The following is a 25,434-nucleotide window of genomic DNA, read 5'->3' on the forward strand; positions in this document are numbered from 1 at the left end:
TGATAAGCGCTGAAGGCATCTAAGCGCGAAGCATCCCTTAAGATAAGATTTCCCATCCTTTATGGAGTAAGACCCCAGGAAGACCACCTGGTTGATAGGTCGCAGGTGTAAGCGCAGTAATGTGTTCAGCTGAGCGATACTAATAGGTCGAGGTCTTGGCCAGAAATATCTTCTTTCTTGTGTAGTTTTGAAGGTTCTATACCTTTATATGATCTGGTGACAATAGCGAAGAGGTCACACCTGTTCCCATACCGAACACAGAAGTTAAGCTCTTCAGCGCTGATGATACTTGGTGGGTGACTGCCTGGGAAAGTAGGACGTCGCCGGTTCTGAAAAAGAAACATCTAAATGATGTTTCTTTTTTTATGTAAGAATTTCAACCTAAATGTAAAGCAAGCTAGATATTTTTACTTTATTGCAAGGGAAACAGTTATATAATAAAATATTTACATAATAAAGAGTGATTATTTGCATAAGACAGCAATTAGAATAAAAGGGTCTGTTGCACTAATGGAAGTTAGTGCAACAGACCCTTGTTATTTAATTCATTATATTGATTTTAGTTGTTCAGTTCTTCAAGTTCAAGAATATGGTGGGTTTCAAGGTCATCAAGTATTTCACTGAAGATGATTTGTCTCATTTCATGCTTATCTGCCCATTTGTAATCGTCATGTTCATGTGAAAGTACAACTTCATAATCATCAGTAGAACACAGATAGGCAAGAATTTTGCTGTCTCCAGTATGTTCGCTGGTAAAATCAGAAGCATAAAGAATTCTAATTATTTCACAATCAAGTCCTGTTTCTTCTTTGATTTCTCTCAAAAGGCCTTCTTTGATTCCTTCGCCTTTTTCAAGTCTTCCTCCTGGAAACTCCCACCTGTCCGGTGCAAACTCTTCAGCGGAGGCTCTCTTTACAGTGAGAATCCTTTTGTTGTTAATAATTATAGCTTTTACAATCACTCTAAACATGTCATCACCTCTCAAGTGTTTTATTTTAGCTTACACTAATTATAACACTTCATTCATGATCATGTCATCATAAGATTGTCTTTTCACGATGAGTTTTGATTCTCCGTCCTTTACAACCACTACCGCAGGGATAGGATTTTTGTTGTAGTTGTTGGCCATTGAGTAGCCGTAGGCTCCTGTGGAAAATACAGCCAGTATATCTCCGAATTCAGGTTGTGGACACTTGAAGTCCTTAATTATAATATCTGTTGATTCGCAGCACTTTCCGCTGATATATACGGTTGCATCCTTTTCCTCTTCAGCCTTGTTTGCTATGAGACCCTCATACTTGGCACCGTAGAGACCAGGTCTTACATTATCAGTCATTCCACCATCCACTGCTGCATAGGTTCTGATACCCGGGATTTCCTTTATATTACCTATTGTATAAAGCTGAATTCCAGCTTCGCCTACTATGAACCTTCCAGGCTCCATTGATACTGCAGGCATCTTAAGATTGTTCTCTTCGCAGAATGATATGAGTTTTTCCATTACAGGATCCACAAATTCTGAAATTGGAATAGGTTTGTCGGCATCTGTATACTTGATTCCGAATCCCCCACCCATGTTGAAATCCTTAACATCGTAGCCGAATTTTTCCTTTGTATCCTTCAACAGGTTAAGTATAACTTCAAGAGCAGCAACATGTGTGCTGTTGTCGTGAAGTTGAGAGCCGACATGGAAATGGAATCCAAGAAAATCAAAAACTTCGGAATCGATGGCATACTTTATAGCCGGGTATACAATTTCATCATCAAGCGGTATTCCGAATTTGGAATCCTTCTTTCCCGTCGTGATATATTCGTGGGTATCAGCGGATACGTTTGGAGTAATCCTGAAAAGTATCTTTGTTGTAGTATTCTTTTCCACACAAAGCTTTTCAAGGAAGTAAAGCTCGGATACATTGTCAACTACGATTCTTCCGATATTGTTGTCAAGAGCAAGCTCGAGCTCTGCTCTCGTCTTGTTGTTTCCGTTGAATTCTATATGCTCCATGGGGAATCCTGCCTTTATGGCGGTATACAGCTCTCCTCCGCTTACAACATCAAGCCAGAAGCCCTCCTGTTCCATAAGCTTGCACATGTAGAGGGTACAGAACGCCTTGCATGCATATGCTGCATGGGTGTTTGGATACTTGTTTATGAAAGCATCCTTGATTTCTTTCAGGTTTTCAACAATCTTGTTTTCAGAATAAACGTATAGCGGTGTATCATATTTTTTTGCCAGTTCTATAGTTGAACATTGGTCTATGAACAACTCATTGTTTTTGATTTCAAACATAATTGGTCTCCTTTTTATTTCTAACATAATATATCTCCTCATGATTTTACCATATTTCATATGCGAAAACCGTGCCAAAAACAAATTATTTAAAATATTTTTTTATAATGATATAATAAAGGTCAAAATATTAAACATTGCGGGAGATATGATGTTAAACAGGGTAAGCAAAACAATCTATGATGCATTGTCGGAGGGTATTGTCCTCATTGACAGTGAAGAAAGGATTCAGCTCATAAACAATGCGGCCAGGGAAATATTTGGCTTCATGGATACTGGAACAATAGACCATCCTGAAGGAAAACTGGAGGAAGGGGATATTGTCTGCATTGCTACAAACAGCCTTGGTGCCGATGATGGGTATCTGAATGCTGAAGTATTGAGAAAACTTGGATTTAGAGGAAAAATAGAATACGGTCATTCCTTTGTGATTGCAGGAAAGTACTTGTTTGAAGATATGGATCCATACTGTATTCACGAACATGTGTATTCTGACATCCAGGATTACTCAATAGAGTTTGAAAACATTTTTTTCAACGTAGTCATAGACGATATTGACAAGTATATAGAGATAGGATATGGAGAGGAATCCTACCGACTTGACTATTTCTATGCAATTTCAAACATGATAGTTGTAGATGGAAAAACGGGAAAACTCAAGTTTGTACAATCCCTTGGATATACTTCAAGAAAGGAGACACCCAGAGAGCTTTTGGAGGGAAATCCATTCAGAGGCAAAGGCAGATATTACAGGCTTAGAGAACTTATAGGCAGGAAAATAAGCGAAGTTTTCCAGCCAAACAGCACCATGGAGGCACTGGGAAAGGTGGCTGGAGGAGAGGCTGTTGATTATGTCAAGAAATTTGACAAGTTCAACAACATGCCGACTCTTTGCAGCATAAAACCAATAGATGGCGGAAAGATCAAGGGAGCCATTCTGATTGTGGAAAACCTGTCAAATATTGAAAGGGCTATGAAGGAAAAGGATTATGTTCTGACACAGCTGAACAAGCTTCAAAAAAGCATAGGTTCAGGCAGCGGCTTTGTTGATAAATTCCCGGCCATAATAGGACGAAGCGGAAAAATCAGGCAGGTGAAGGAAATGGCGGGAAAAGCCTCCGGTTCCAATTCCAACCTCTTGATACTGGGAGAAAGCGGCACGGGCAAGTCTCTACTTGCCAGGGAGATTCATGAGAACAGCCCCAGAGGGGATTTTCCCTTCATCAGCATCAATTGTTCTTCCATACCCGAAAACCTTCTTGAAAGCGAATTATTCGGCTATGAACAGGGAGCATTCACAGGAGCCAGCAGGAAGGGGAAGAAGGGAATGTTTGAGCTTGCCCATGAGGGTACAATCTTCCTTGACGAAATAGGTGACATGAATATCTACCTTCAGGCTAAGCTTCTGAAGATCATCCAGGAAAAGAGATTCTTCAGACTGGGTGGAGACAGGGAAATAGAGGTTGATGTAAGAGTTATAGCTGCTACCAACATAAGCCTTGAAAATGCGGTCAAGGAGGGACGTTTCAGGAAGGATTTGTACTACAGGCTCAATGTTCTGTCAATCAATATGCCTTCACTGAGGGAAATGAAGGACGATATTGAATTGCTGGTGGAGAAACTTCTTCCTAAGGCCTGCATAAAGGCCGGTGTCGATTTGAAAAATGTGTCTCACAGTGCTCTGTCCAGGCTCAAGGCATATTCCTTCCCGGGAAACATAAGGGAGCTTGAAAACATTTTGGAGAGGGCGGTTAACCTCACGCACGAAGAGATAATAACTTCAGACAGCCTCATATTTGAGAATGAAAGCGTTGAAACCAGAAACGTGTTCAGGGATCTAAAATACTATGCTAAGGAAGCGGAGAAAAGGGTCATCATTGAAGCCTTGATTTTCTATGATTATGATCTGAAAAGCGTAATGAAGGACTTGAATATCAAAAAATCCTCCCTTTACAATAAAATAAAGGAATATGACATCAATATTGTCCAAAAAAATGGAAATTGTTCCAAAAATATGGAATAGCTGAAATTAAAGGCTGTGGGCATTAAATAAATATTTGTTTTCCAAAAAAATGGAAAAGCATGAAAATAAGTGCAGTTTTCAAGACCTGATAGTTGGCATGAGAATTGCACTATTTATTTGCAGGTGAAAGTAAAAACTTGAAAAAGAAATTTGTTAACAAGATCAGGAGGACATCATTATGAATCTACCATCAAGAAAATTGATTGCAAACCTTCCAACAAGGATTGAGAAGCTTGAAAGGTTTTCACAGAAATTTGAAGGATACAATATCTACATCAAAAGAGACGACCAGACAGGGATGGAATATTCTGGAAACAAGGTGAGAAAGCTTGAATATACTGTCATGGAGGCACTTGAATCGGGAGCTGACTATCTCATAACCTGTGGAGGTATACAGTCCAATCACGCCAGGGCGACTGCCGCAGTAGCTGCAAGGCTGGGCCTTAAGTCATATCTGGTTCTGAGAGACAAGGGAGAAAAGCATCTCGAAGGAAACTGTTTCCTTGACAGAATGCTTGGAGCGGAAATCAAGTTCATAACTGCAGAGGAATATTCAAGCAGCAGGATGGAGATAATGGCTGAAATTAAGAAGAAACTGGATGAGAAGGGCCACAAGGCATATATCATTCCCGAGGGGGCATCAAATGGAATAGGAACCTTCGGATACTTCAATGCTATGAATGAAATTCTTGAACAGGAAAAGGAAATGGAAATCAAGTTTGATGCAGTAGTGACGGCAGTAGGTTCTGGTGGAACATATGCAGGACTGTTTTACGCCAACAGGATTGCTGGAAATGATGCAGATGTTTTTGGTTTCAATGTATGCGATGATGACGAGTATTTCAAGAATGCAGTGGACAAGATTCTTAAGGAATCCTTCCAATACACAGATGAACCTGTAGACTATTCAAAAGATGATATTAAAATAATAGACGGATATGTGGGAGAAGGCTATGCTTTAAGCAGGGCAGAAGAGCTTGATTTCATACTGGAATTTTCAAAAGAGGAAGGAATAATTCTTGATCCTGTATATACAGGAAAGGCGATGTACGGACTCTACAACGAAATAAAGAAGGGAACCTTTGACAGGTATGAAAACATACTATTCATACATACAGGCGGACTGTACGGATTGTTTCCTAAAATGGAGCAGTTTAATTTTGAAATCGGAGAGAAGGCAACCATTTAACAGTCAAATATCAATGAATGTTTAAGAATTATTTCAGCTAAACGATAGTAAGTGTTGATGGCAAAGCACTTATAATATATTAATTATTAAATTTAGGAGGAATTTATGTCTGAATCAATTTTGGAAAGAGGGAAGAACATTTCATTCGGTTATGCAGCACTGGTAGTAGGTTTGGTATTCTTATTTGTACTTGGTGGAGCAATTGTATTCGGAGCGGCAATCGAAACGATGTTTGTATTGGCTTGGCTCTTTACTGTGCCACTTGTCATGAAGACGGGGTACACATACAAGGAAACCCAGGAATTTGGATGGAAGGTTGTAATGGAATCACTTGAAGCCAATTTCATTATACTTATAGTTGGAACCATGATAGCGGCACTTATAGCAAGTGGAACCGTACCGCTTATAATCGTACTTGGACTGAAGGTAATATCACCTAAGGCATTTTTGTTGACTACTCTATTGGTTTGTTCATTCACATCCTTGGCAACAGGAACATCATGGGGAACAATCGGTACAGCAGGTCTAGCAATGGTGGGTATAGGAAACGCCCTTGGAGTACCTGTTGGAATGACTGCAGGAGCAGTTATATCGGGAGCGGCCTTCGGAGACAAGATGTCACCTCTGTCGGACACAACAAACCTGGCTGCGGCAGTTACGGGAACGCCACTCATGACACATGTGAAGCACATGACGCTTACTACCATGCCTGCATACGTAATATGTGCAATCATCTTTGGATTCATGGGAATGAAGTTCGACGCAACAGCTTACGATCCAACAATAGTAAACAACACAATAGAAGCCTTGAGTGGAATATTCAAATTCTCCGTTATTGAGCTTATTCCCCTAGCGATAGTAATTGTGCTTCTCGTTAGAAAGGCACCTCCTATAATAGCACTCCTTTCAGGAACGTTCATGGGACTTCTAGTAGCATTTTTCAGACAGGGAGAAAGCATAAATGCACTTTTGGGATACCTCTATGACGGATATTCCATAGACAGCGGACTTACATATATTGACAAGCTCCTAAACAGAGGTGGAATCATGAGTATGATAAGTTCATTCCTAATAGTTTTCGCAGCAGCTGCAATCACTGGAATGCTAAGCGAATCTGGGATACTTGGCGCCCTTGTGAAGCCTATGGCAAACAACTGTGAAGGATCAAGATTCAAGACCGTCCTCTATACTCTAATAATTGGATACACGACAAATATGATAGGATCGTCAATGCTTCTTGCGGAAATAGTTCCCGGAACGATCATGAAGCCCATATTCAAAAGAAACAAGCTTGCACCTGAGAACCTTTCAAGACTTCTCGAGGACAGCGGTACCCTTGGAGCATGGCTCATTCCCTGGAATGCAAATGCAATATTCGGTGCCACAATGCTTGGAGCTTCAGTAGCTGCATTTGTACCATTCTGTCTTCTGTCATGGATTTCTCCATTGTTTTCATTGATTTATGCCGCTACAGGTATTACAATGAAGAAGCTGGACGATTCTGAAGAGAAAGAGATTGTCTAGGCAAAATAGTAAAAATTTACATGTTGAGACATGATTCATACAAGAGGTGAAAGATGGCAGAGTTTAAAATAAGAACGGCAACAATGAAGGACCTTGACAGTGTGAAGGACATAGAAGCTACCTGCTTCCCTGCAGCAGAAGCGGCAACAAGGGAAGCCCTGGAAGAAAGGCTTTCAGTATATACAAAGGGATTTTTTGTAGGAGAAATCGAAGGAAAGGTAATTGGATTTGTAAATGGAGGATCTACAGACGACACGGAAATCAAGGATGAGTTCTTTGAAACCATGGATCTTCACAGCGATGACGGGAAAAATCTTGTGATTTTCGGTCTTGATGTACATCCTGACTACCAGCACAAGGGATATGCTAGAAGACTCATGAACCATTTCATTGAATTTGGAAAACAGGAAAACAAGGAATCTGTAATATTGACATGCAAGGACCACCTTATAGGATATTATGAAAGTTTTGGATACAAAAGTTTGGGTGTTTCAGATTCAGTCCATGGCGGAGCCAAATGGTACGACATGGTGCTGACACTAAAAAATAAATAGAAATGAAATATTTATAAAGGAGCTTGAATTAAGCTCCTTTATTTGGTTAAATATAAGGTAGAGATTACTGATACGATAACAACTGAAGGGAGACCAGATTATGAAGATAAAATATACGAAAATGCAGGGACTGGGAAATGATTTCATAGTAATGGACAACAGGGAATACGGATTTTCCGTTGAAAAACTGCAGGAAATGGCAAAGAGACTGTGCACAAGAAAGCTTTCCATCGGTGCAGACGGACTCATGGCTGTAAACAAGGCGGACGGAGATGCGGATTTCAGAATGGTATTCATCAATGCTGATGGAAGCATTGGAGAAATGTGCGGAAATGGTGCAAGGTGCATGACAAGATTTGCCTATACCAACGGAATAGCAGGAAAGAAAATGACATTTGAAACTACAGCGGGCAATGTAGAGGGAGAGATTGAGGAAGGAAGGCTTGTGGCTGTTGCCCTCAACAATCCCGAGATAGTAGAGTTTGACAAGATAGCAACAATTGACGGAGTTGACTACACAATATCCTATGTGGAGCTTGGAAATCCGGGAGTACCTCATGGAGTAATAGAGTACAAGGGACTTGAAGACATTTCAAGAGAAGATATATTCAACCTGGGCAAGTATCTCAGATACCATGAAATATTCCCAAAGGGAGCAAATATCAACTTCTATGACATAACCGGAGATTCAGCAGCAGTTGTCAGAACTTATGAAAGAGGAGTAGAGGATTTCACCCTTGCATGCGGTACAGGCTCTGCATCTGTAGGTGTAGTCTTGTATCTTAAGGAGCTTGTAAAGAGCAACAAGATAAAGATATGTGTTCCGGGAGGAGAACTTTTCATAGAGATAGGGACAAATGAGGAAAATGAGATAACAAGGCTCATGCTCATAGGAGATACCAACATAGTTGCAGAAGGTACAGTGGAGGACGAGGATCTGGTACTGTAATTCATGCAGAAAAGATTACCAAGCTACAATAAAAACCGAGGTGTGTTATGAAGATATTTATCAGTGCTGATATGGAAGGATGTGCGGGAATAGTGTCATGGCCAGAGACGGAGCTTGACAGCCATGAGCATGAAAGGGCTGCGAGAGAGATGACTCGTGAGGTGAAGATGGTATGTGAAACCTTATTTGAAAACGGCGTAAGCGAGGTGACAGTCAAGGATGCCCATGATTCCGGAAAAAACATCTTTTATGACGAACTTCCAAAGGGAGTGAAGATAGTAAGAAGCTGGACAGGCGGTCCTCTTTCAATGGTGCAGGGACTTGATGAAACATATGACGGAGCAATATTCATAGGATATCATTCGGCAGCATCTATGGATGGAAGTCCACTTTCACATACCATGAATCCTGATATCGGTAAAATCACTATAAACGGCATGGTGTGTTCTGAATACCTTCTCCATGTCTATGCTGCTGCAGACCTTGGAGTGCCGGTAATAATGCTCAGCGGAGACCGCATGATATGCGAATGGGCTGAATGGTTTAACAGTAAGATTTCAATAGCACCTCTAAAAGAAGGTATAGGAGGGGGCGTAATAAGCCTTTCCCAGGCAGATGCCCTTGACCTCTTAAAGAAAAAAACTGTGGAAGCTCTCAGGAACATTGATAAATGCAAGATAAACATACCAGAGAAGTTTGAAGTGAAAATCGAATACAAGAAACATGAGGATGCTTATCGTGCTTCATTTTACCCTGGAGTAAAGCAGGAGTCGTCAAGGAAGGTACGGTACACGGCTTCCACCATCAGGGAAATGCTGACGACCAATATGTTCGTTCTATAGAATCAACTATACAATTTGCATATTCAAATAAGCAATAGGAGAAAATATGAATATATATCCGGAAAATCATCATGAAAGCTGGAACGGGTTTCTTGATGAAAAAATCAACAATGAAATACTTGAAATTACAGAAAAAATAGGGCATAATATTAATCCTGAGCCTGAAAATGTCTTAAGGTTTATGGAGAACGATCTTTCAGGGGTGAAGGTTGTAATACTTGGACAGGATCCTTACCCCGAAAAGGGTAGGGCAACGGGTAGATGCTTCGAAGTGGGAGATCTCATCAGCTGGAACGATAAGTTCAGACAGGTGTCCCTCAAGAATATAGTGAGGCTGCTGCACAAGGACAGCAGAAAAGCCGACAGCTACGAAGACATTAAAAAGTTTTCAGAAATTCAGAAGGAAATAAGGAATGAAGAGTTTAGCATTCTGCCTCCTACTGAGATATTCAAGTCCTGGGAAAAGCAGGGAGTGCTTTTGTTGAACACCTATTTTACGGTAGAGTCGGGTGTTCCCGGAAGCCATACAAAGATATGGGAAAACTTCAGCAATGAACTTTTACAGTATATATCAAAGGAAAACAGAGACATAACATGGTTCCTCTGGGGCAAGCAGGCCCAGGGAAGGAAGAAATATATCAAATACGGCAATTTCTGTGAAAGCAGACACCCCATGATGTGTTCGTCAAAGTATGACGACGACTTCCTAAAGAGCAGATGCTTCAGGGATACATGGGACATAATAAAATGGATATAAAAAAAATCAAAAAAACAATAAAAAAAATCAATTCCAGGAAAATGTTGAAAAACAAGGCTTTTACCAAGTGCAAAATTTTTCATAAATATGCAAATGTCGTATAAATAAGTGATTATAAGGCTTTGGAGAAATGGCAAAATCCTATGAGTTGATTTGACTGAAAATAATCCTAATGGTACAATATATAGTATTTGAAGGATTGTTTTTTTTACGCCAACACAATATATTGGGAGGGCAACGATGGCTCGTATTTTTAAAAGAACCGGCGAAGAAGTAGAGTTTAGAAGTGAAAAGATAGTAAATGCAATAATCAAGGCGATGAATGAAACAAAGGATGGAGCAGATGTGGAGCTTGCCCAGTCCATAGCAGACAAAATTCAGGAAGAAATATCAGCCAAGGATCAACCTACCCCTGTTGAAAGAATACAGGATATGGTAGAAGATAGATTGATGGAAAGTGTCCGAAAGGATGTTGCCAAAAGATATATCCTGTACCGGTATGAAAGAGACAAGTCAAGAGATGCGAGAAAGAGAAGGGACGGAAGACTGCTAAGTGAAGAATTCATAAGCAGGTACAAGCACAGGCAGTCGCCAATGCACCAGCTTGGAAATTTCGTCTACTACAGGACTTATTCAAGATGGCTAAGGGAAGAGAGAAGAAGGGAATACTGGTGGGAGACTGTAAGAAGAGCAGTAGAATACAACTGCAGCCTTGTTGCCACTACAAAGAACGAAGCGGAAAAGCTTTATGACAATATATTCAATCTCAGGCAGTTCCTCTCTGGAAGAACATTCTGGGTTGGAGGAACACCGGTAGCCAAGCATTATCCAATGGCCAACTTCAACTGTGCCTTCCAGGTAATAGACAGCTTCAGATCCTTCAGGGACCTTTTCTATTTGCTGATGATAGGTTCAGGAGTTGGAGTGAGGGTCCTTAAGAATGACGTAGCCAAGCTTCCAAAGGTGAGAACCGATTTTGAGATAGTGCATGAAGACTTTACGCCAATTGAAATAGACAAGAGAGAAGACAACACAAGTCTTGAGTTCCTCTACAACAATACTGTAAAGATAATAGTCGGAGACAGCAAGGAAGGCTGGGTACAGTCCCTTGGATACTTTTTCGACATAATTCACAGCAATGAATATAGAAACATAAAAACAATCATAATCAACTTTGACAATGTAAGACCAAAGGGAGAGCAGCTTAGAACCTTTGGAGGAACGGCAAGTGGACATACGAGCCTCAAGAACATGTTCCTTAAGATAGACAAGATCCTCAAGAAGAGAGGAACAATCGAAGACAAGGTAAGAGTGAAGCTTAAATCCATAGACTGCTTGGATATATCAAACATAATAGGTGAAAATGTAGTTGTAGGTGGAGTTAGAAGAACTGCAGAGATTGTTCTTATAGATTCAGATGACAGGGAATGCATTGAAGCCAAGAGCAAGCTTTACAAGCAGATAGACGGACAGTGGATAGTTGACAAGGACATAATCCACAGACAGATGTCAAACAATTCAATTTACTACAATGAAAAGCCAAAGAGGGAAACACTTCATTGGCAGATCCAGCAGATGAGATATTCGGGAGAGCCTGGATGGGTAAATGCGGAAGCAGGTAGCAAGAGAAGAGAGAACATGAACGGAGTAAACCCATGCGGCGAGATACTCCTTGATTCAAACGGTCTATGCAATCTTACTACAATAAATGTATTCGCCTTTGTTGATGAAAATAACAACCTTGACCTGGATGGCCTTCTTGAGGCGCAGAAGCTTTCAGTAAGAGCTGCCTATAGAATGACATGCGTAGAGCTTGAAATACCTGCATGGGATGCTGTTCAACAAAGAGACAAGCTTACAGGATGTTCAATGACTGGATGGCAGGATATGGTAAATGCTCTTGGCCTTGATGTAAAGGAGCAGGCTGAGATTCTTAGACAGCTTAAGAAAACTGCAAACGACGAAGCTGCAAAATATGCAAGCCAGATTGGTGAAGGAGAGCCTATCCTTGTAACAACAGTAAAACCTGAAGGAACACTGTCACAGCTTCCTACAGTATCAAGCGGAGTTCACTATTCACACTCTCCATACTATGTAAGAAGGGTAAGAATAAATGCTCACGATCCACTTGTAAAGGTATGTGAGGAGCTGGAATATCCGATATTCCCTGAAGTTGGACAGGACGAGGCAACTTGCACTACAAAGGTAATAGAATTCCCGGTAAAATCGCCTGACGGAAGAACAAAGTATGATGTAACGGCCCTTGAGCAGCTTGAAAACTACAAGCTTTTCATGGAGAACTATGTAAACCACAACTGCTCAATCACAGTTCACGTAAGAGACCACGAGTGGGAACTTGTTGAAGACTGGGTATGGGAAAACTGGGATGACATAGTTGCGCTTTCATTCCTGCCGTTGGACGACAGCTTCTACGAGCTTCTTCCATACGAGGCCATAGATGAAGAGGAGTACAACAGAAGAATAGGCGATATGAAGCCTTTCATTCCATCGTTGCTTAGCAAATATGAGACGTACGAAACAGACCTAGACATAGGAACTGAAGGGTGCGAGAATGGAATCTGCCCTATAAGATAGGAGACTGTCAAAATACAAATATCAAAAAATCCGGGATTTGTTTCTCGGATTTTTTACAGTGCAGGGTTTTATTTGTTTTCAAACTGTAATTTATGATAAAATAATTTAATATGTGATAATTGCAATAGCATATGACTATGAACGAATATAAAAGACAAATTATAATAAGAGGTGAAAGTCATGAATGATAATAAAAAGAAAGAATCTCCATCAATAGACAAGTGGCTGAAGGAAGCAAAGGCGGACCCCAATGCCATTAAGTCGGGAATGTTTCTGGTGCACAACGGAACCGTAAGGGTAACCCCTAAGGTACAGGTGAGAGAGGGTATAGATGACGGGTCAGTGGTGACTGGAATGGAATTTGGCTATGATGCTGAAAAAGTGGATGCTGCCGTCGCGGAAACATATAAAATGGATGGAATATTCCATGTCAGAACGTGGCTTAACGAAGGAACCCTTGATGTGGGTGATGATATCATGTATGTACTCATAGGCGGGGATATCAGACCCCATGTTATTGATGCACTTCAGTTCCTTGTAGGAAAGATCAAGAATGAATGTGTAATGGAAATCGAGAAGAAATAGTTTTTAATTTATGAAAACATTGATCGTAGTAGAGAAAAAGTCTGTAGCATGCAAGATTGCCGCTACAGGAAGGAAGTTTCTTGGAGACTTCAAATTGAATACGGGGGTACTTATAGATGAAGCAGGTTATTCAAAGAATGAGCAGAAATACCACTCCATACTTGGCAGAATGAAAAAGCTTGAAAACGACAAGTATATCATTTGTTTTGCTTCAGGTCATCTGGTCACCCTTTTCAGTGCAATGGACTACAACCCGTCCTACAGGAACTGGAGGAACATACCCTTTCCATATGTTCCCAAGCCCTTCAAGACCAAGGTGATGCCTGGAAGCAAGGATCTATTTGATACCATCCAGTCTGAAATGACAAGGGAAGACGTGTCACTGGTCGTCAACGGATGTGATGCCGATCTTGAAGGAAGCAACATATTCAAAAATATTGAAGAGAAGATAAAGCACGACAAGCCAATAAAGCGGCTCTGGGTAGATTCCCATGCGGAAAGTCAACTGCTGAAAGCCCTGAAGAACATGGAAGACAACAAGAAGTACGAGAATCAGGAAATGGCCGGAAAGTGCAGGATGTATTCAGACTGGTTATTGGGAGCAGCACTGACGGCAAAGACCACAATATCTCTGAACAACTACAACAAGGAAATCTTGTCTGTGGGAAGGGTTCAAACTGCAGTACTCAGTGAAATCGTTAAAATAGAGAATCAAATAGTGAATTTTAAGTCAATGAAATATTACCATATAAAGGGTGTTTTCAGCAAAGACAATGAAAAGGTTGAAATGACGGCAAAGGATGAGAACTATGATGACCTTGGGCTGGTTGAAAGCATCATTAGCAAATTGCCTGATGAAGGAAAAATTGTTTCATGTGATGTGAAAAAGAAGAAGAAATATTCGGAGCCGTTGTACGACCAGACTGCACTGCAGATGGACATGAGCAAGAACCACAGCATAAGTCCCGATGAAACTTTGGCAATATGTCAGAAGCTTTATGAAAAGGGACACCTGACATACCCAAGGACATCATCAAGGTATATAACAAAATCCGATGTTCCTGATTTCAAGAAGATGCTAAGTGCATTGGCCGGTCAGTATCCTCTTCTTGTCAAGCATCCATTCAAGGAAAACAAGAGGGTCGTGTGTGATGAAAAGGTTGAATCCCATACAGCTATTACTCCGACTACTGAAATGCCTGATGTTTCAAAACTCAGTGAAAGGGACAGGCTTGTATATGAATCCGTTGTCAACAGGGTGGCTTCAGTGCTCCATCCTCCGGCTGAAAACGAGGTGACGGAAGTCCAGCTAAGCTGTGGAGATCTTATCTTCAAGGTGAATGGTAATGTTGAAAAGTCTCCCGGATGGAAGGCTGTGTACGGACTTGAACACAAAGACGTCGTACTTCCCAAGCTTGAAGTGGGTGATGTTCTCAGGAGGGTGGAATGCGAGCCCAAGGAGGTCAAGACCAGTCCGCCAAAGAGATATACGGAGGCAACGATACTTGGCTTCATGAGAACCTGCGGCAGAAAGGTAACCGATGACGACATAAAGGAAATCATGTCCAACAAGGGAATAGGAACTGCAGCAACAAGGGCAGGAATAATCAAGAAGCTAATAACGACAAAATATATAAAGCTCGACAAGAAGAACCTTGTTCCTACAGAGAAGGGCAAGGAACTAATTGAAGTTTTTCCAGTAGATGAACTCAAGAATGCAGAGTTTACAGGAAGAATGCAGCTGGCCCTTCACAAGGTTGAGAAGGGAGAAATGGAGCCCAGGAAATTCATGGGTGGAATCATCAACCTGTATAAGAAGTCATGCAAAGATATCGAAGGTACGAACAGGAAAATCGGCAAGAGTGATTATGTGGATGACAGAGAGTCGAAACTCAAGTGTCCCCTGTGTAATTCCAACGTATTCAAGGTGAAAAGCAAATATGGTGAATTTTACAGTTGCTCAGGCTATAGAAAGGGATGCAGTTTCAAGATATCTCCCTTATGTGGCAAACTCCTGGAGGAAGACCAGGTTGAAAAGCTCCTTAAGGATGGAAGGCTTGAGAATGTTGAAGGCCTGGTTTCCAGATCGGGAACCAAGCTCGAGAATATTAATATAGTGTTAAATGAAGAAAAAGAAATTCAGCTAATACTATAATTGTGCAGATTTGATAAAAGCTTATGGAAGTACATTGTTACTTGTATAAGCTTTTTTTGTGATGTTAAAGCAGCCTATGGGAATCATCTATAACCCTGTTATATATTCAACTGGTTGATCTTGTGAATCTTCAATGCCATGGACATTTGTTCGTTGAAATCCTGGTCGCTGGAAAAGGGACCGAGAAGCTCCTTTACTTTCCTTATCCTGTATAGTACAGTATTCTTGTGCTGGAAGACAAGTTCTGACACCTTCTGGGTGTTGCAGCCGTTGTCGAAATAGAGGCTGATGGTTTCCATCAGGTGGGCATTGTATTTCAAGTCGTAATCAATAATTGGTTCGATGAGTCTGTCGGAGAATCGTTTGGCCCAGGGATCCTTCAGTAACGGTATCAAGAACTGGTAGAGTCCGATATCTTCATAATTTGCTGAACTAACCTGTTTTATGACAGCAGCTTCAAAGGCGTAGTAGCTTTCCTTAAGCGACTGGTCCATATTCATGAGATTTTTCTTAAGGCTGCTTCTGCCTATAGTGTAGTCGCTTTCTGTGATGCTCAAAAGGTCCATTATATATTGGGATTCCAGTTTCATTGATCTTTCGTTTAGTTTGCTGGCGGTTAGTATCATGACGGTTCCGCTTCTGAACTTGAATATACTGTGGTGTGGAGATATGTTTTTCATCCTTGAAAACTTTTCAACAATTCTAATTGAGTTGTCCTGCGATACATAACGTTTTTCCTGGCAATATATGACCTGGTGAAAATGTTGAAAATCATCATTGAGTTCAAGTGCTATCTTTTCTACTGTATAGTCCGTTACTACACCTTGGAACAGTGTCTCAAGTTTGGCCTCCAGAAGGTCGTGGATTCCTCTGGATTTGATGCTGCTGAATAAGGTGTTTATTATATTCTCTATGAAGATGGACGGATCGAAGGTGAAGACGGGGAAGTTGTTCTCATTTGCGTAATCAAGTATATAATCAGGCAAAGTATCGTAGTATACAGTCTTGAAAGCAAGACCTGCAGCTTTTCGTTCAATGAGTGATTTGATTGCATCAAATACAAGATTCACATCGTCTCTGGCTACACTTAATGTGGACAAAAGAAACTCGCCTTCAACAAATATGTGCATAAGATCTTCAATTATCTCATGATCAAGTATTCCTACAGTTGTTACAGTATTGTTCAAGCCATCCTTACCTGCTATAAGCTTGAATTCCTCCAGATATTCAAGAGACAGGGCGTCTTTTATTTTTATAGACATATAAACCTCCAGCCATTGTTCGTTTCACATATATTAACTAATATTATTATACAACACACAATGATTGAAATGAATATTTATGTTAGACTTAAATTAATATTTAGGAGGATTTATAATTTATGAAGAAGAATATCAGCAGTTTACAAGCGGATTTAATTCTGTTTGTGGTTGCCCTTCTGTGGGGAACCACATTCGTAACATCAAAGGTGTCATTGGAGTCTTTGCCGCCGTTCAGCATCATTTCTTTTAGATTCATATTGGCAACTTTGCTGATGGGAACAATATTCAGAAAGGATCTTAAAACAATAGACAGGAAAGACATTAAGGGAGGCTTATGTGTCGGGACTATGCTTTTTATTGCTTTTGCAACTCAGCTGGTGGCACTTAAGTATACTGAACCTGGAAAACAGGCTTTTCTGGCGGCGACCTATGTTATTTTCGTACCTTTCTGTGTATGGGCGTTAACAAGGAAAAAACCTGACAATAAATCGTTCATAGGGGCATTTGCATGCTTTATAGGAATTGGACTTCTTACATTGAAGGAAGGTTTTTCCATGGGATATGGGGATTCTCTGACCATGCTCAGCTCGGTATTTTTTGCAGGGCATATCCTGACTACGGAGCATTTTGTCAAGGACAGTTCTCCTGTGAAAATATCCGTAACACAGTTTGGAACTGTTGCAATTATGGCTTCGGCCATGTCCTTGATGTTTGAAAAGATTGAAGTTGCGCCCTCCATTGGAGTCATTGCAATGATTCTTTACCTGGGTGTTTTCTGTTCAGGAATAGCTTACTTCCTGCAGACACTGGGGCAGAAGTATACCAAATCAACCCATGCAGCAATAATAATGAGCCTGGAAGCGGTATTCGGCAGCATATTGTCGGTAATCTTCATGCATGAGATATTTACACCAAGGATGATTGGCGGTTGTGTAATAATCTTTGGATCCATACTGGTCATTGAATTAAAGGGCAGTGGAGAAGCAGATGGATTATCAGAAATAGCAGGAGATATGAATAAAACAAAGTAATTGCTTCTTTTATTTTTGCTAATATTTTCAGTGACGGGTATAATAGAGTATAGCATAATTGATATTCGCAATTGAAATCCTAAATCTGGAGGTAATATCATGCATCCTTTTTACGGACCAAACGGTGAATTGTTAAACGGAGGAACCTGGTGGCTTGGACTGATTTCCATGGTTCTTTATCTTCTTTTCTGGGCTGTTGTAATTTTTATTGTGCTCAGACTTTTCAAAAAGTACTATACGATGTGGAACCAGCAAGGTAGCAGAGAAGATACTGCCATGACCGTTCTCAGGGAAAGATATGCAAGGGGAGAAATTGACGAGGAAGAGTTTAGAAGCAGGAAGGCGGTTCTGGAAGAATGATAGTACGGATTCTCTGATTCCAAATACATCCGGGAGGTGACAAATGTTTCTTACATCGATGTTGAGGGTATTGCTGACCCGTTCGTTTAAACCTTTTATTTTTGAAGGCAATTTTGATAACAATCTGGAATTTGAAGACCTTGATGACCTAGGTCTTTATGTGCATATTCCATTTTGCAGGTCCATATGCGATTTTTGTCCCTACTGCAAGGAAGAGTATGACGAAAAGAGGGCGGCGGATTATAAAACAGCCTTGTTGAAAGAAATAGATATTGCATGCAGACATATGACGGGACCTAAAAAGGCAACCAGCCTATATTTCGGAGGGGGAACGCCTGCCTTAATGATAGATGGTCTAGAAGAAATCATTGGGAAATTGAAGCGGTATTTTGTCATATCGGAAGGAATAGGAGTTGAGCTTCATCCTTCAGATATTTCAGATATGAATTTGAAAAAGCTAAAATCGGCAGGAGTTAACATGGTAAGCCTTGGCATTCAATCCTTTGATGATGACTGTCTCAGGAAGCTTGGGAGAAGCAATGACAATTTCAAGGAGAAACTAGGGATGGTCAACAATTACGACTTCGATGCAGTGGATGTTGACCTTATCTTTGCAATCCCTGGACAGACTTCGGAAATACTGGCAAAAGACATCAAGACTGCCTTTGACAATGGAGCTACTCAGGTGTCAACATATCCCTTCATCGACTTTACATTTGCCGATAATGAATACAAGCCCATGCCTGAAAAAGTGAAGAAGAGAATGCTCAGTGACCTTGTAAGATCCAGTGCGGAGATGGATATGGAAAGGACCTCCGTGTGGACTTTTGCCAAAAGGAATACGAAGAAATATTCATCGGTTACTAGAGATACCTTTCTTGGATTTGGAGTATCGGCAACAAGCCTTCTGAAGGACAGTTTTAAGATAAACACATTTTCAATAGATGATTATATAAAGAGAGTCGATGCAGGGCTCTTGCCTACGTCGCTGACAACAAGCTTCACAAAAAGACAGAGAGCTGTCTACTATCTGTTCTGGGGTGCATATTCAATGAAGATCCATCTGGATAAATTCGAAAAGATAATAGGAACCCCGCTTAACAAGATGTTCGGCTTGGAATTCTTCCTGGCGGAGAAGGCAGGGTTTTGCCGAAGAAAAGGGAACAGGTATGAAATAACAGACAAGGCTGCGTATATTTACCATTATATCGAGCAGGTTTATACAACTTCATACATTGACAAGATGTGGAATATTTCAAGGAAGGTGGCATTTCCTGATAGAATAGTACTAAAATAGCATTATGGAATTCAACAAATCGAACGGAATTCCAGAATTCAATATTTGTTGAAACGCAGCAAAAAGAGATTAGGTTATTGAGTTAACCTAATCTCTTTTGAAATTTTATGCAAGAATGCATAGATGTATAAATTACATAAATTAGATGGGATATATTGTGTGATTTACAAATAAATTATTTCGAACAAATGATAAAATAAAAGATAGAAAACACCATGAAAATTGAAATTGATGGGAGGTCAATATGAGTAGAGTATTGGAAGGATTAAAGCCTGAAAGAGTTTTTTATAATTTTGAGGAGATTTCAAAAATACCAAGAGGATCGACTAATGAAAAAGCTATTAGTGATTACATTGTAAATTGGGCGGAAGAAAGGGGTTTTAAAAGTTACCAGGACGATGTGCATAATGTAGTTGTATACAAAGAGGGCACCAAGGGATATGAAAATGCTCCAACAGTTGTTCTCCAGGGTCATTTGGATATGGTTTGTGAGAAAAATGAAGATTCCGCACATGACTTCATGACTGATCCTATAAAACTGGAAGTCAGGGATGATTTCATTTACGCAGATGGTACAACCCTGGGAGGAGATAATGGAGTTGCAATAGCCATGACCATGGCTATTCTTGAATCGGAGGATATCCACCATCCTCCAATTGAGGTTTTGCTTACTTCTGATGAAGAGACAGGCATGACAGGAGCCATGAATCTTGACCCTTCAGTCATAGACGGGAGAATTCTTTTAAACCTTGACAGTGAAGGAGAAGGTGTCTTTACAACTGGTTGTGCCGGAGGAGTAACTGTAAACTTTCATGGTAATGTTGAAAGAAGAAAAAGCAGATATTCCAAGAAGTACCAAATTGTAATAAAGGGCCTGAAGGGTGGTCATTCGGGAGCTGATATTCATCTGGATAGAATAAATGCCAACAAGCTAATGGGAAGAGTCATTAACAGGATAAAGGATATAGTTGATGTGGAAAGCATTAATGGCGGCACAGCAGACAATGCAATACCTAGAGAAGCCTTTGCAGCAGTTGCAACAGATGATGCGGAGAGGTTGCATGCTGCTATTCAGGAGAGCGAGAATATATTCGAGAACGAATATGTCTTTTCCGATCCAGGTGTACAGGTTGAAATAAAGGAGCTTGCAGATAAACCTGGAAATGTATTCACGGACAGATTTCTTGAAAGCTATCTGTCGTTGATAAACCTTGTTCCATACGGACCACTTAAAATCAACAAGGAAATAGATCTTGTAATCCAATCCAACAATCCAGGTGTAATCAAGATTGAAGATGACAAAATGACAATTAAATGTGCAGCAAGGAGTTCAATCGAATCGCTTACAGATGATTTTGTTGACAAGATGGTTCAGCTTGGAAGCCTGACAGACTTTGTGGTGGAAACCAAAGCATTCTATCCGGGATGGGAATATGCAAAGGAATCATATATTAGGGATGTTTCCACTAAGGTATTCAGGAAAGAATATGGAAAGAATCCTCAGGTCATGGCAATACATGCGGGACTTGAATGTGGATTCTTCCTGAAGAAGATTCCGGACATGGACGCAATTTCCATTGGGCCTGACATGTATGATATACATACACCGGAAGAGCATCTTAGCATATCTTCAACAGAAAGAACCTTTAATCTTGTAAAAGCCATACTGAAAGATATCAAATAAGAATTACCGTGAAAAATTACACCACAAGATATATTAAATACCTTGTGGTGTTTGGGTTTAACCTGTGATTATTTTGGACATTTCAATGAGGTCGGGATGTACAAACTTTCCCTTGTCGAGAATTTGTACCCCGTCAAGCCAGACTGATGAGTTCAGAGATATTCCATCTGTGTGGGATGCAGCATCAACACCATTTGGCGGAGCATCAGCTGCAGGAAGATATCCCATTCCCCATTCCGTAGCTCCCCAAATACGTTCATCCTCAATTACATTGCCGCCGAGTTTTGCATTTGGGTGCAGACCGAAACATACGTGGGCCATCCTGTACATCAGCGGATCGTTGAAGCTTGTAAGCCAGTTGCTGAACTCTTCTGCCTGGGGACCGCCCGTTATTTCGGTTACATATCCCTTTTCAACCTTCATCTTGACTGGTTGGCTGAGCACTCCGCAGGGAGGTGTTATGGAACCATCGAAGACCAGGGTACCATTGATGCTTTCGTTGACAGGGAACCAGCAGATCTGTCCAGCAAGGTAGACGCTTCCAGGATGGTCTGCTACGCCAAGTTCGTTGTAGAATGGACACTTGTGGTCATTGTCAAACTCCAGGTCCGTTCCTGATTCTGTTGTTATTCTCATATGGGTTGCGGCCTTTGTCATTTCAAACACCTTGGTCTGGAAATTTACAAGAATCTGTACAGGCACCCTTCCTATGAGTCTTACCATCATGTCCGAATTCATCTCAACCAGGTTAAGATGTCTTAAATTCTTGTTCTTTTCTACGGCTATTTCGTGGGCAGTCGAATAGAGTACCCATTGATGGTTAAGCTCTATCCAGACGTCGCTGGCACCTATGGCAGCTCCCAGCGCCTCAACGGGAAGGTCTTTGTCTGCTGCCTTGCCTACTCCCAGTGGTGTTGATACCTTTACAACCATGGGTTTTGCACCGGCAGTGAATACTGCTCCTGCCACAGCGTCAATAATTGTGTCGCTGCTCATTGTGTCTGCTGTTATCGCTACGGTTTCTCCCGGCTTAACAAGCGCCAGTTCAGTTACTAGTATATGTGCTGCTTTGTTAAGTTCATATTGAAATATATTTTCCATGATTCCATTCTCCTTGGATTTAATTATAGTCTAAGAAAGTTAAAAATGCGTAATACCTTGAAGCGTTGGTATTACGTGGTTAAGGAAACTTTCTACGACCTCTTAAAAAATGCTTACGCATTTTACGCAGCGTAGCTGCTTTCTTGTTATACCCAGGTAAACAGTTTTTTCCTCATCTCTTCAAAGAATGCTTCGTTGTCAAGAAAGCCATCATCAAGATAGTAGCATCCGAACCAGTACTGGTAGGGACTTATGGCTCCTTTTTCAAGTACATAGTCCCGGCACTTATCGGCATAGTCCCTGCCGTGATACTCAAGGGCCGTTTTGTACAGCCGGTCTACAAACTTGTCGGTGGCTTTCATCTTCCAGTTGCTGTTCTTTTTCTTGTATTCCTTGAACAGATCATTTATGTCCATGTCCTTGTATTCTTCGTCATGGACCAGGACGTTTCTTCCGTATTTCCTGGGTGGTTTGATTGGGCTTTTAGGGTAGCCCAGGGTTACCATTATCACTGGAAATACGTAATCCGGCAGATTAAGGAGTTGTGATATCTTGCCTGCTTCATTCAGGATATTTCCAATATAAATTGATTTCAGGCTCAACGATTCTGCGGCGAGACAGGCTGTATGGGCGCTTATGGATGCATCGATTATTGTCATCCACAGGTCCTTGAACTGCTCCGTAAAATTGAAAGGGGAGGGTTCAACTTCTATTATCCTTTTTATTCTTCTGTAGTCTATGCAGAAAACAAGGTTTACGGGAGCCCGGCTTATGAATTTCTGGTCTCTACTGTACTTTTGAAGCTTGAGCTTCTTTTCCTTGTCCTTAACCTTGATTATGGAATAGGCCTGGAAGTTTCCTCCCGAGGGAGTGGAACAAGCTGCATCAAGAACCTGGTTTAAAATATCTTCAGGTATTTCCTTTTCAAGGAAGCTTCTGCAGCTTGCCCTTTCATCAATCATTTTTAGTACTTCATTCATAATTCCTCCAATATGGTTAAGCATAGAATAATACCACAAAGGGACATTCCTTGGGGAATGCCCTTATGTATATCAGTCTTGCTTCACTACAGGTGACGGCACTATGTCTTCGAGCTTCCTGTATTCTATGTCATGACCGAAGAATTTAGGTCCCAGTATTTCAAGTCCTTTCTCGGTACGCCATTCATCGAAGGCAGTCAGAGCAAATATGGTGACTTCCATTCCCGGCTTTGCATTGGGATTTAGAAGAGGCATGTTTTCCTTGTCTCTTACTATGTTTATGGAATCGGGAACTGTAACATAGTATTCGCCGTTCTTCCAGCTTATTATGTTTTCGTTTTGTATCCACAGCTTGAATTCGTCACCTTCATAATCCTTTGTCCCTTCAACTACAAGGTCGGAGTATGTAAAACCTTCCTTGTCCTCCCAGGTGCTTGATTTTACTACACCTTCAAAAATAATCCTGCCGTCGAACTGTTCTACAATGTCATAGGCATAGTTTCTGCCTTCTTCCTGTGCTTTTCTTGCAACTTTACCGATTTTAAGGCACATTGATATGGTGTTCTTCAGAAGGGCGTTTTTCATTGCTTTCCATTCTCCAGGATGGTCAACTACACCCACATGGTTGAAGCTTGCAACAGCGGCGGATCTTGTAAGAGCTTCGGCCCTTTCGTCGCTTGCCGTTTTTGTAAGGAGCATGGAATCTCCGAATTCGTTGGCAACCGCCATGGGATAGATTGGTACATCATTCAGATAGTATGTGGAATGCTGAAGGCAGGGTACGCTTCTTCCTGCAGGGTCGGCATCAATAATCGGCTTATTCAGCCTTGCGCCGGCTTCCAATGCAACGGCCGTATTGGCGCCGCCGAGTTCAGTGGCGATAACTCCATATAGTTCCTTGCCGAAGTAGTCTTCAATGGCTTTTACAGCTGCTACCTCAGGAGTTGTGTCAATTTTCGCCAGTGAATTATATTCTCTTTGCTGTTCCGCTGATAGGGATCCTATTGAACCGCAGCCGTAGGGAGTGCCTACAAGTGCATCATCGGGGATTTCATCAAGGTCTGCCAGTGTGAATTTACAGCCGTCTTCCAATGCCTTGTCAATTATTTCTATTCCATATTCCAGTGATCCGCCGCCGCCTGTTCCTACGATTGCAGCTCCCAGAAGTATATCGTGTAAATCCTGTTTTGTTAGTTTTTTCATATTCTACCTACCTGTTAAATATTTTATCTTCGAATTCTTTCAGTTCCTTGTCTATGAATTTTCCATCTTCGAGAACTTTTACTCCGTCAAGCCATATGCTTGAGTTTAGGCAGATTCCATCGCAGTGTGATTTGGCGTCTTGACCAACAGGGGGAGCGTCAATTGGACTCACATATCCGATTCCCCACTCGGTTGCACCCCAAACCCTTTCATCTTCAACTATGTCGCCTGTCAGCTTTGCTCCAGGATTGAGGCCGTAGGCTATATGAGCAAGCTTGAACATATTGGGATCATCAAAGCTCTTAAGCCATGTCTCGAATTCTTCAGCCTGCCTTCCACCTTCGACTTTTACTATTTTGCTGTGTTCAATTGTCAGTTTCAGAGGCTGTTCAAGCACGCCGCATGGAGGAACAAGGGAACCGTCGAAAACTAGTGTTCCCTGCACGGTATCGAATTTGGGAACCACATTTATTTGTCCGGGCATCATGAATATCCCCGGCTTTCCTGCATCTCCTGCATCGCAAGACACCAGGTGCCTTGTATTTGTTTCAAATTCAAGGTCCGTACCAGTGGGAGTGGTAACCCTCATTTTTTTTGCAGCCTTGTTCATATCTGCAAACTTGTGCATGAATTCCGACAGAAGTACCATATCCACATTTCCAATATTCCTGATCATGAGATCCGGATTCATTTCAACAAGGCATATGTACCTCAGATTCTCATTGGTGTTGAATGCAATCTCAAAAGGAGTGGAGTAGAGGAGCCACTGCTGATTGTATTCTATCCATACATCGGTTTTTGCAAGTGCAGCTCCCAGTGTTTCTACAGGGAGATACTCATCTGCCGCTTTTCCAACTCCTCCGGGAGTAGACATCCATATTACCAATGGTTTTCCACCTGCCGCGTATACACTTGCTGCAGTTGCATTGACTACCTGTGTATTTGAGCATGTATCTGCAGTTATTGTTACTGTTTCACCAACCTTGACCTGCATTATTTCGTTTATAAGCCTATCGGCTGCCTTTTGTAGTTCGAATTCATATTGTTGCATCC

The 25,434-nt window shown here is 41.2% G+C and carries 21 protein-coding genes and 2 rRNA genes; 16 read left to right on the forward strand and 7 right to left on the reverse strand.

All coding sequences use genetic code 11. The features are described 5' to 3' along the window. A 23S ribosomal RNA gene (locus BUB05_RS10065) occupies positions 1-163 on the forward strand; the annotation flags it as partial. 49 nt (positions 164-212) lie between these two features. Further along, positions 213-329 (forward strand): 5S ribosomal RNA (gene rrf, locus BUB05_RS10070). Between the two features lie 230 nt (positions 330-559). On the opposite strand, the gene BUB05_RS10075 is transcribed toward rrf, so the two are convergent. Both BUB05_RS10075 and lysA read right to left on the reverse strand, forming a co-directional pair. Beyond that, complete coding sequence (locus BUB05_RS10075; protein WP_073049486.1) at positions 560-970, reverse strand: NUDIX hydrolase; 411 nt, start codon at positions 968-970, stop codon at positions 560-562. A 39-nt stretch (positions 971-1,009) separates the two neighbouring features. Then, positions 1,010-2,293, reverse strand: a complete 1,284-nt coding sequence (gene lysA, locus BUB05_RS10080) for a diaminopimelate decarboxylase (RefSeq protein WP_094762854.1) — start codon at positions 2,291-2,293, stop codon at positions 1,010-1,012. Between the two features lie 145 nt (positions 2,294-2,438). Between lysA and BUB05_RS10085 the strand changes: the two genes are divergently transcribed. From BUB05_RS10085 to BUB05_RS10130, 10 genes are all read left to right on the forward strand, one after another. Next, positions 2,439-4,313 (forward strand): sigma 54-interacting transcriptional regulator, encoded by a 1,875-nt coding sequence (locus BUB05_RS10085; protein ID WP_073049563.1) that lies wholly within the window; start codon positions 2,439-2,441, stop codon positions 4,311-4,313. Positions 4,314-4,491: 178 nt separating this feature from the next. Next, positions 4,492-5,502, forward strand: a complete 1,011-nt coding sequence (locus tag BUB05_RS10090; protein ID WP_073049488.1) for a D-cysteine desulfhydrase family protein — start codon at positions 4,492-4,494, stop codon at positions 5,500-5,502. Positions 5,503-5,607: 105 nt separating this feature from the next. After that, positions 5,608-7,026: a Na+/H+ antiporter NhaC gene (gene nhaC / locus BUB05_RS10095; protein ID WP_073049489.1), complete on the forward strand. Its 1,419-nt coding sequence runs from the start codon at positions 5,608-5,610 to the stop codon at positions 7,024-7,026. Positions 7,027-7,079: 53 nt separating this feature from the next. After that, positions 7,080-7,580, forward strand: coding sequence for a GNAT family N-acetyltransferase (locus tag BUB05_RS10100; RefSeq protein WP_073049490.1), 501 nt, complete (start codon positions 7,080-7,082; stop codon positions 7,578-7,580). A 100-nt stretch (positions 7,581-7,680) separates the two neighbouring features. Continuing rightward, the gene (gene dapF / locus BUB05_RS10105; RefSeq protein WP_073049491.1) at positions 7,681-8,529 is read left to right on the forward strand and encodes a diaminopimelate epimerase; all 849 of its coding nucleotides are present in this window, start codon (positions 7,681-7,683) and stop codon (positions 8,527-8,529) included. A gap of 47 nt (positions 8,530-8,576) precedes the next feature. Continuing rightward, a complete protein-coding gene (locus BUB05_RS10110; RefSeq protein ID WP_073049492.1) occupies positions 8,577-9,371 on the forward strand; it encodes a M55 family metallopeptidase in 795 nt (264 codons plus the stop codon). A gap of 46 nt (positions 9,372-9,417) precedes the next feature. Then, entirely contained in the window at positions 9,418-10,128 is a 711-nt protein-coding gene (locus BUB05_RS10115) for a uracil-DNA glycosylase (protein WP_073049493.1), read from the forward strand. Between the two features lie 240 nt (positions 10,129-10,368). Then, positions 10,369-12,723 (forward strand): ribonucleoside-triphosphate reductase, adenosylcobalamin-dependent, encoded by a 2,355-nt coding sequence (gene nrdJ, locus BUB05_RS10120; protein WP_073049494.1) that lies wholly within the window; start codon positions 10,369-10,371, stop codon positions 12,721-12,723. 180 nt (positions 12,724-12,903) lie between these two features. Next, positions 12,904-13,308 (forward strand): molybdenum cofactor biosynthesis protein MoaE, encoded by a 405-nt coding sequence (locus tag BUB05_RS10125; protein ID WP_073049495.1) that lies wholly within the window; start codon positions 12,904-12,906, stop codon positions 13,306-13,308. 10 nt (positions 13,309-13,318) lie between these two features. Continuing rightward, positions 13,319-15,463 carry a type IA DNA topoisomerase gene (locus BUB05_RS10130; protein WP_073049496.1) on the forward strand — a complete coding sequence of 715 codons (2,145 nt, stop codon included), beginning with the start codon at positions 13,319-13,321 and terminating at the stop codon, positions 15,461-15,463. 98 nt (positions 15,464-15,561) lie between these two features. Here BUB05_RS10130 and BUB05_RS10135 read toward each other — a convergent pair whose 3' ends face one another. Continuing rightward, entirely contained in the window at positions 15,562-16,725 is a 1,164-nt protein-coding gene (locus BUB05_RS10135) for a PucR family transcriptional regulator (RefSeq protein ID WP_073049497.1), read from the reverse strand. Positions 16,726-16,844: 119 nt separating this feature from the next. On the opposite strand from BUB05_RS10135, the gene BUB05_RS10140 reads away from it, so the two are divergent. The 4 genes from BUB05_RS10140 to BUB05_RS10155 all read left to right on the forward strand — a co-directional run bounded on the left by BUB05_RS10140 (position 16,845) and on the right by BUB05_RS10155 (position 21,097). Then, entirely contained in the window at positions 16,845-17,756 is a 912-nt protein-coding gene (locus tag BUB05_RS10140) for a DMT family transporter (protein WP_073049498.1), read from the forward strand. Between the two features lie 99 nt (positions 17,757-17,855). Further along, positions 17,856-18,116, forward strand: a complete 261-nt coding sequence (locus BUB05_RS10145; protein WP_094762841.1) for an SHOCT domain-containing protein — start codon at positions 17,856-17,858, stop codon at positions 18,114-18,116. Between the two features lie 43 nt (positions 18,117-18,159). After that, the gene (locus tag BUB05_RS10150) at positions 18,160-19,413 is read left to right on the forward strand and encodes a coproporphyrinogen-III oxidase family protein (protein ID WP_073049500.1); all 1,254 of its coding nucleotides are present in this window, start codon (positions 18,160-18,162) and stop codon (positions 19,411-19,413) included. Between the two features lie 244 nt (positions 19,414-19,657). Further along, positions 19,658-21,097, forward strand: a complete 1,440-nt coding sequence (locus BUB05_RS10155) for an aminoacyl-histidine dipeptidase (protein ID WP_073049501.1) — start codon at positions 19,658-19,660, stop codon at positions 21,095-21,097. Positions 21,098-21,154: 57 nt separating this feature from the next. Here BUB05_RS10155 and BUB05_RS10160 read toward each other — a convergent pair whose 3' ends face one another. The 4 genes from BUB05_RS10160 to BUB05_RS10175 all read right to left on the reverse strand — a co-directional run bounded on the left by BUB05_RS10160 (position 21,155) and on the right by BUB05_RS10175 (position 25,432). Beyond that, the gene (locus BUB05_RS10160; RefSeq protein ID WP_073049502.1) at positions 21,155-22,198 is read right to left on the reverse strand and encodes a 2,5-dihydroxypyridine 5,6-dioxygenase NicX family protein; all 1,044 of its coding nucleotides are present in this window, start codon (positions 22,196-22,198) and stop codon (positions 21,155-21,157) included. A 146-nt stretch (positions 22,199-22,344) separates the two neighbouring features. After that, positions 22,345-23,178: a nitroreductase family protein gene (locus BUB05_RS10165; RefSeq protein ID WP_073049503.1), complete on the reverse strand. Its 834-nt coding sequence runs from the start codon at positions 23,176-23,178 to the stop codon at positions 22,345-22,347. Between the two features lie 72 nt (positions 23,179-23,250). Then, positions 23,251-24,381 (reverse strand): S-methyl thiohydantoin desulfurase family protein, encoded by a 1,131-nt coding sequence (locus BUB05_RS10170; RefSeq protein ID WP_073049504.1) that lies wholly within the window; start codon positions 24,379-24,381, stop codon positions 23,251-23,253. Positions 24,382-24,388: 7 nt separating this feature from the next. Continuing rightward, the gene (locus tag BUB05_RS10175) at positions 24,389-25,432 is read right to left on the reverse strand and encodes an aminopeptidase (RefSeq protein WP_073049505.1); all 1,044 of its coding nucleotides are present in this window, start codon (positions 25,430-25,432) and stop codon (positions 24,389-24,391) included. Between the last annotated feature and the right edge of the window lie 2 nt (positions 25,433-25,434).

The organism is Dethiosulfatibacter aminovorans DSM 17477 (assembly GCF_900142005.1).
Lineage (GTDB): Bacteria > Bacillota > Clostridia > Tissierellales > Dethiosulfatibacteraceae > Dethiosulfatibacter > Dethiosulfatibacter aminovorans.